This window comes from Saccharothrix sp. ST-888 (assembly GCF_000955975.1).
GTDB lineage: Bacteria > Actinomycetota > Actinomycetes > Streptomycetales > Streptomycetaceae > Kitasatospora.
This window is the reverse complement of the sequence record NZ_JYJF01000181.1, coordinates 1-6,772: the sequence shown is the minus strand read 5'-3', so window position 1 is coordinate 6,772 and position 6,772 is coordinate 1. Positions and strand designations below refer to the sequence as shown.

Below are 6,772 nucleotides of genomic sequence, written 5' to 3'. Positions count from 1 at the left end.
CGCTTACTCATGTTGCTCTTGGTTCCCACCTGAAACTGCTTCCTCCGGGCTCACATGTCCCAGTGTCCAGGTGTCCGAGCCGAGGGTGGAACTTCACGCGGCGTCCTGCCCCTGTCCGTCGAACTCACCGGGAGCCCGGACAAGGTCGTCACCATCGCCGACCTCGACGCCGCCCGGCACGGCGTGCGCTTCTCCCAAGGGGAGGGGGGTCTGCCCTTCCCGCAGGTCTGGGCCGAGGTCCTGCCCTTGATCGAGGACAGCCGGCTGCGCATGCCCATCGAAGCGGCCTTCCCGCTGGAGGAGGCGGTGGACGCCTACCGCCGCCTCGATGACGGCCACCTGCGAGGCAAGATCGTCATCACCACCGCGCCGGCTCTCGACCCGGCGATCCGGGCGGTGCTGGATGCGGCCAACCAGCCCGGCGTTCCCCCGATGAACGAGCTTCCCCTGCCCGTCGCGCGCGAGGCGTCCGAGCAGATGGTGGTAGCTCTCGCGGGCGAGCCAGCCGCGGTCGCCCGGATGGAGGAGGCGGTAGCCGACGGGGTTCCCGTCAAGCTGTACTGGCCCGAGGGCGAGGGCCCGCACCCCGTCCTGATCTGGATCCACGGCGGCGGCTGGACGCTGGGCACCGTCGCCGGAACCGATGTCACGGCCCGGGACCTGTCCCGCCTGGCCGGAAGCCTGGTGGTCAGCGTCGACTACCGGCTCGCACCGGAACACCCCTTCCCGGCCGCCGTCGAGGACGTCCTGACGGCCGCCAAGTGGGTCACCCGGGAGATCGGGGCACTGGGCGGCGACACCACCAAGATGGCCGTCGGCGGCGACTCGGCGGGAGGCAACCTGAGCGCCGTCCTCGCCAACGAACTGCCCGGTACCTTCGCCCTGCAGGCCCTGGTCTACCCGGCGACCGACCTGACCCACCCCTTCCCCTCGTACGAGGAGAACGGCGATGGCCTGATTCTGACCAAGGACGCCCTCGCCTGGTTCCAGGGCCACTACCTCGACGGCACCGGCGCCGACCTGAAGGACCCGCGCGTCTCGCCCCTGTACGCCGACACCGCCACCCTGGCCGCCGCCCCTCCAGCCCTGGTGATCACGGCCGGGTTCGACCCGCTGCGCGACGAGGGCCAGGCATACGCCGAGCGGCTGCGCGAAGCCGGTGTCACGGTCGAGCACGTGAACTACGACGGCCAGGTCCACCTGTTCTTCAGCATGCCCGCGGCCATTCCCGACGCCAGGGACGCTGTGGAACGCGTCGCCGCCGCGCTGCGACAGGCCTGGGCCTGACACTGACACAGCCGTGACCCCCAAGCCGCCGTCCCACCCGGGCGGGAACGGGTGAGAAGCCGTTGTCTTTCCGAAGGTGATGGCTGAGTTTCCACTGGTCAGGCATGGTGCTGGCTGCTGCGTGGAAGAGACGGCGCATCGTGTCGTCTGCGTGGTGGAGGTGCCGGGGTGTCGTCGGTGATGGGGCTGCTGGAGGATCGGAAGCTGGCCGCTGGGCAGCGGGTGGAGTCGCTGCGTGAGGAGGCGGAGCGGGTTCTGGCTGAACTGGCGGAGGCGGAGGCCGTGTTGGAACGGCGGGCCATCGCGGTGGTGGAGCTGTCCGAGGCCCTTGCCGCAGGCGCTCAGCCGCAGGAGCCGGTGCGACCGGTGCCGGTTCCGGCGGTGGTGAAGGAGCCGGTGGCGGGGTCGGTGGTGCCCGGCTGGCGGGAGGGCATGACGGTGGAGGTCCTCGCGCCGGAGTACCGGCGGCTGCTGGACGTGCTGGAGACCGGGGCCGGTCCGGAGGGGCTGCGGGCGAAGGAGCTGGCTGGCCTGCTGGGCCTGGAGTTGGTGCCGGCGAAGGTCGAGGGCGTGCGGGTGAAGGTGAAGCGGCTGGCCGCGCGGGGCTGGCTGGCCGAGGACCGGCCCGGGATCTTCACGCCGCGGCGGCGGGCGGGCTGACCTCGCGGGCCCGGTGGCGGGCGAGGCGGCGTCCCATGAGCATGGTCATGGACCACAGGACGACGGCCTCGCTGCTGGCGGGCAGGGTCTCGTAGTCGCGGGCCAGCCGGCGTGATCGCATCAGCCAGGCCAGGGTCCGCTCGACAACCCACCTGCGGGGCAGCACGACGAACCCGCTCCGGTCGTCGCTCCGCTTGACGATCTCCAGGGTGAGCTGCAGTGTCTTGCGGGCCCAGGCGACCAAGCGGCCGCTGTAGCCGCCGTCGGCCCATACGAGTCGGATCTTGCGGTAGCGGGCGACGAGTGTCAGCGGACGCGGCAGACTCCCCGACGGCGGTCAGTTGGTCTCCCCGCTGGCGGACACGGAACCTCCCCAGTGACGGACAGCTGATCTCCCCGCCGACCTACCACGCCCGTAACGCACAGTGGGCATGGTGAAGAGCGATGAGGAGATCATGGAGATTCTTGAGGCGTACGACCTCACAGGGAGTTACCGGAAGGCGGCCGAGCTGGCCGGCTGCGACCACCACACGGTCCGGCGCTATGTCCAGCTTCGGGGCCAGGGAGTCGACCCGACAGAGCGGGCCGTGCGATCGAAGCTGATCGACGACTTCCTACCGAAGGTCGAAGAGCTGGTCGAACGCTCTCGGGGCAGGGTCGGGGCCGACGCTGTTCACAAGAAGATCGTCGCGATGGGCTTCACCGGCACCGACCGCACGACCCGCCGGGCCGTCGCGGCGGCGAAGGAGTCCTACCGGGCCGGAAATCGCAGGGTGTTCAGGCCTTGGATACCGGAGCCGGCGATGTGGATGCAATGGGACTGGGGAGAGGGCCCACGCATCGGCTCCCGGCGCACGAGCCTGTGGTGCGCGTGGCTGGCCTGGTCCCGGTTCCGGATGGTCATCCCGGTGTTCGACAAGACCCTGCCGACGGTGGCGGCCTGCCTGGACGCGACGTTCCGGGCGATCGGCGGGGTTCCGACCTACTGCCTGACCGACAACGAGAAGACGGTCACGGTCGAGCACGTCGCCCGGATCGCGGTCCGCAACCCCGAGCTGGTGCCGATCGCCAGCCACTACGGCACCGTGGTGCGGACCTGCATGCCGGCCGATCCTGCCTCCAAGGGCGGGACCGAGTCGACGGTCCGGATCGCCAAGCGGGACCTGGTGCCCACGCAGGTGAACCTGCGGGCCGAGTACGCCGACTTCGCCGGGCTGCAGGAAGCCTGCGAGGACTTCATGACGGAGGTGAACAACCGTGTCCACCGCGAGACCCGGCGGATCCCCGCTGAGCTGCTGGCCGAGGAACGTCTGCGGCTGCACCCGGTGCCCGATCGGCCGTTCACCGCCGCGTTCGGCGAGACCCGCAGGGTCGGCAAGGACTCGACGATCTCGGTCAACTCGGTGCGCTACTCGGTCCCGCACGAGCTCGTCGAGGAGAGCGTCTGGGTCCGCTTCCACGGCGACGACCTGATCGTCACCGCCATGGTCACGGGCAGCGCGGCCGAGGTCGCCCGTCATACCCGCTCCACGCCGGGCAACCCGCGCATCGCCGACGAGCACTACCCCGACGCCCCGCGCGGGGAGCGCACGCCGAAGCCGACCAGCCCGGCCGAGGCCCAGTTCCTGGCCATCGGACCGGGGGCGGCGGCCTGGCTCATTGAGGCCGCGGCCGCCGGCACCCGCCGGATCCGGGCGAAGATGGCCGACGCCATCGCGCTGGCCAAGCTGCACGGCACCGCCGACGTCGACCGGGCGCTGGGCACCGCTGCGACGGTGGGCCGCTTCGCCGAGGGCGACCTGCTGTCGATCCTGGACCACCAGGGCGAGCACGACCGGGTCGAGCCGATCCGCCGCAGCGAGACCCACAGCCTGCAGCCGGGCACCTCGGCTTGGTCCGGATTCGGCTCGAACTGAGCCGACCCGGCCAGCCCCCGACCCACGAGGGCTCTCAGCCCTCGTCGTCGACCAGACCACAGGCACCAGGGAACGACTCCAGGAACTCCCGCCGGTGCGGGTCCGGCTCGGTTGCGGCCAGATCCGTGAGCGCCCGCAGGAACCGGTCGAGTTGGTCCTCCGGCAGCCGCTGCAGCACTCCAGCCACGCTCTCCATCATCTTCACCGCGGAGTCGGGATCCACCTCGTCGTCCTCGCAGCTGTCGAGAAACCAGACGGTGTCGACGACCAGCCCGGCGAGAACGGGCACCAACGGGTCCATGTCAGTCATCCGGGCAACCTATCCGACCCCGATGACAACAAGAACGACAGCCGGCCGACGGCATCGAACCGCCGTCGGCCTCGATCAGAAAGAGCACACCGCTATGAACGACAGCCCCACCGTCCCCGCAACACGGCACAGAATGCAGGCTCCGGCCTCGGCGGTCGCCGCGACCTCGGGCGCCGCCTTCGACGAGGCGATCGCGCTGACCCGCCGCCTGAAACTGCCTCACATCCGCCGGGCGATGGCCGAGATCGTCCCGACCGCGAAGGCCCAACGCTGGGATCCCGCAGAGATCGTGCGGGCCCTGCTGGCCGAGGAAGCCGTCGGCCGGGACGCGGCCAACCTCCGCACCCGACGAGCCCGCGCGGCCTTCCCCACCGGCAAGACCTTCCACATCTGGAACGAGGAAGCCTCCTCGATCCCCGTCCCGACCCAGTCCGCGCTGCGGACCCTGGAATGGGTCGGCCGGCGCGAGAACCTTTGTGTGGTTGGCCCGTCCGGCACGGGCAAGAGCCACTTCACCGAAGCACTCGGGCAGGCCGCCGTCGACGCCGGGATGACCGTCGCCTGGTTCACCATCGAGGACCTCGGCGCCCTGGTCCGCCGCCACCGCGTCGACGACTCCGTCTCCAAGGCGATCACCCGGATCACCCGCACCGACCTGATCATCGTCGACGACATCGGACTCCTGCCCGTCTCGCCCGACGCCGCCGAAGGCTTCTACCGCCTGGTCGACGCCGCCTACGAGCGCCGCAGTCTGGCGGTCAGCAGCAACCTTCATCCGTCGGGATTCGACGAGATCATGCCGAAGACCCTCGCCACCGCGACCGTCGACCGGCTCCTGCACCACGCCCATGTCGTCGTCACCCAAGGCGACAGCCACCGCCTCGCCGAGGCGACCACCGGACGAGGCGTCGTCCCCCTCGACTGACCCCACCCCCGGGGAGATCAACTGTCCACTGGGGACTTTTACTGTCCACCAGCGGGGAGATCAACTTTCCGCCACCGGGGAGATCCCACTGTCCCTTGACAGACGAGGTGGGACAGCATGCCGCAGGCGGCGTCCCGGTCGGTGACATCGGCCGGGGTGACCAGCACCATCAACAGCAGGCCCAGACAGTCCACGATCACATGCCGCTTGCGCCCGTTGGTCTTCTTGGCACCGTCGAAGCCCCGCGATGCGGCTGGTACCGACGCGGCGCCCCTGATCGACTGCGAGTCGACGATCGCCGCGGTCGGCTCCGCGTTGCGGCCCTCGCTCTCGCGGACCCGGGCGCGAAGCCGGTCGTGGAACTCCTTGACCAGGCCCTTGTCGCGCCAGCGGCGCCAGAAGGCATAGACGCGGTCCCAGGCCGGGAAGTCGGCCGGCATCGCGCGCCACTTGATGCCGTTGTCGACCAGGTACCGGATCGCATCGAACATCTGCCGGTGGCAGTAGGCCTCCGGCTGACCGCCCTTGCCGTTCATCCATGCCGGCACGGGCAGCAGGTCCCTGATCTCGAACCATTCGGCATCCGTCATGTCGGAGTCGTAGCGTCGAACACGCTCGCCATGGTCGGCCGCGTTCCCGTACCGGTGTGCGAGGCAATCACACTGCGAGCGAGTCGAGTTGGACTGTCCCGGCACGATGGCGTACAACTGCGGCAACAGGGCCTCCCTGGTGCATCTTTGGCTTCAACACCCAGGAGCTGCACCAGAGGCCCTGTCTTCATGCGCCCACCGCCCCGCAATCACCCGAACGAGACTCCAGTTCGATCGACAATCCCCAGGAGCGGTACGACAACGGCTTCTCAGTATCAACGCGCTGATGCGGTCGGCGGTGAGGAAGCCCAGCAGCACAGCCACCGTGACCACCAGAGCGAAGTCGACCAGCCAGGCCAACAGTCGCCGACGGGTTCCGGGCCTACGCGGCATACCCGCAAGATCGCCCCCTGCGGCTGTCGTTGCCTCAGTGGACATCAAATGCCGAGACACGTACGCCCCCGTGATGACGAAGAGTCAAGGGCCACCACGCTAGCGCAGCCCCGCGACTCTGGACAGGGCGCGCACTCGCCCGAACATCAAATGCCCGACCCGACACCGGGATTCCTTCCCTCACGAACCGGCTAGTCGCCCACCTCGTCAGCCCCTCGGGCGCCTCCCAGCGGTAGCCACACCCTCTCCAAATCCGCCCTACCGCAGGATCACGATCTACGGCTGGAGTATTAAGTTGATCAAGCGGCCGTTGGGATGTTGGCGAGGCGGACGGTCGGCGGGATGCTATGGCGGGTCCCGGTGTCACCGGGGCGTTTGACGTGGTAGCTGTTGTGTCGGGCGCGTTTGACGACTCTTGGATAACTGCGTTCGCGACGTTGGGGGTTGAGGTTCCTGGGGTGGGTGATGTCGCGGCGTATCGCGTCGGTGACGCGGTCGTGGTGGTCAGGGGCGAAAGGCCGCCGGCGTCGCGGTGACGTGGCGGCGGACGGTCCGAAGGGTGCGGGTGAACTTGACCCGGTCGGGGTCGATTCCGGCGTTGGTCGCGGCCCGGCAGATCAGGGCGCTGATCGCGTAGTGCGCGAGCAGGTAGCCGTAGATCTCCTGGCGGATGAGGTCCGGGCTCTTGGAC

General features: G+C 69.4%; 7 protein-coding genes and 1 pseudogene. 4 read left to right on the top strand and 4 right to left on the bottom strand.

The features are described from left to right. Positions 1 to 54 precede the first annotated feature (54 nt). Positions 55 to 1,287: an alpha/beta hydrolase fold domain-containing protein gene (locus UK12_RS31300; RefSeq protein ID WP_052682350.1), complete on the top strand. Its 1,233-nt coding sequence runs from the start codon at positions 55 to 57 to the stop codon at positions 1,285 to 1,287. Between the two features lie 168 nt (positions 1,288 to 1,455). Beyond that, on the top strand, positions 1,456 to 1,947 hold the full coding sequence (locus UK12_RS31295; RefSeq protein WP_052682348.1) for a hypothetical protein: 492 nt from the start codon (positions 1,456 to 1,458) through the stop codon (positions 1,945 to 1,947). Here UK12_RS31295 and UK12_RS31290 read toward each other — a convergent pair. Beyond that, positions 1,922 to 2,257, bottom strand: a complete 336-nt coding sequence (locus UK12_RS31290; RefSeq protein WP_269432057.1) for a transposase — start codon at positions 2,255 to 2,257, stop codon at positions 1,922 to 1,924. The genes UK12_RS31295 and UK12_RS31290 overlap by 26 nt on opposite strands. A 124-nt stretch (positions 2,258 to 2,381) precedes the next feature. Between UK12_RS31290 and istA the strand changes: the two genes are divergently transcribed. Next, positions 2,382 to 3,863, top strand: coding sequence for an IS21 family transposase (gene istA, locus UK12_RS31285; RefSeq protein ID WP_045306592.1), 1,482 nt, complete (start codon positions 2,382 to 2,384; stop codon positions 3,861 to 3,863). A 34-nt stretch (positions 3,864 to 3,897) separates the two neighbouring features. Here the strand turns inward: istA and UK12_RS31280 are convergent, their stop codons facing one another. Beyond that, positions 3,898 to 4,173 carry a hypothetical protein gene (locus tag UK12_RS31280; protein ID WP_045306589.1) on the bottom strand — a complete coding sequence of 92 codons (276 nt, stop codon included), beginning with the start codon at positions 4,171 to 4,173 and terminating at the stop codon, positions 3,898 to 3,900. Between the two features lie 133 nt (positions 4,174 to 4,306). On the opposite strand from UK12_RS31280, the gene istB reads away from it, so the two are divergent. Next, positions 4,307 to 5,098 (top strand): IS21-like element helper ATPase IstB, encoded by a 792-nt coding sequence (istB, locus tag UK12_RS31275; protein WP_045306588.1) that lies wholly within the window; start codon positions 4,307 to 4,309, stop codon positions 5,096 to 5,098. Positions 5,099 to 5,136: 38 nt separating this feature from the next. On the opposite strand, the gene UK12_RS31270 is transcribed toward istB, so the two are convergent. Next, positions 5,137 to 5,814: an IS5 family transposase gene (locus UK12_RS31270; RefSeq protein ID WP_197085323.1), complete on the bottom strand. Its 678-nt coding sequence runs from the start codon at positions 5,812 to 5,814 to the stop codon at positions 5,137 to 5,139. A gap of 771 nt (positions 5,815 to 6,585) precedes the next feature. Continuing rightward, a pseudogene (locus UK12_RS41825) lies at positions 6,586 to 6,772 on the bottom strand (IS4 family transposase); the annotation flags it as partial.

Bases quoted from the DNA above. Each gene is read 5' to 3' on its own strand.
- UK12_RS31280 (WP_045306589.1), bottom strand. From the start codon at position 4,173: ATGACTGACATGGACCCGTTGGTGCCCGTTCTCGCCGGGCTGGTCGTC.
- istB (WP_045306588.1), top strand. From the start codon at position 4,307: ATGCAGGCTCCGGCCTCGGCGGTCGCCGCGACCTCGGGCGCCGCCTTC.
- UK12_RS31300 (WP_052682350.1), top strand. From the start codon at position 55: ATGTCCCAGTGTCCAGGTGTCCGAGCCGAGGGTGGAACTTCACGCGGC.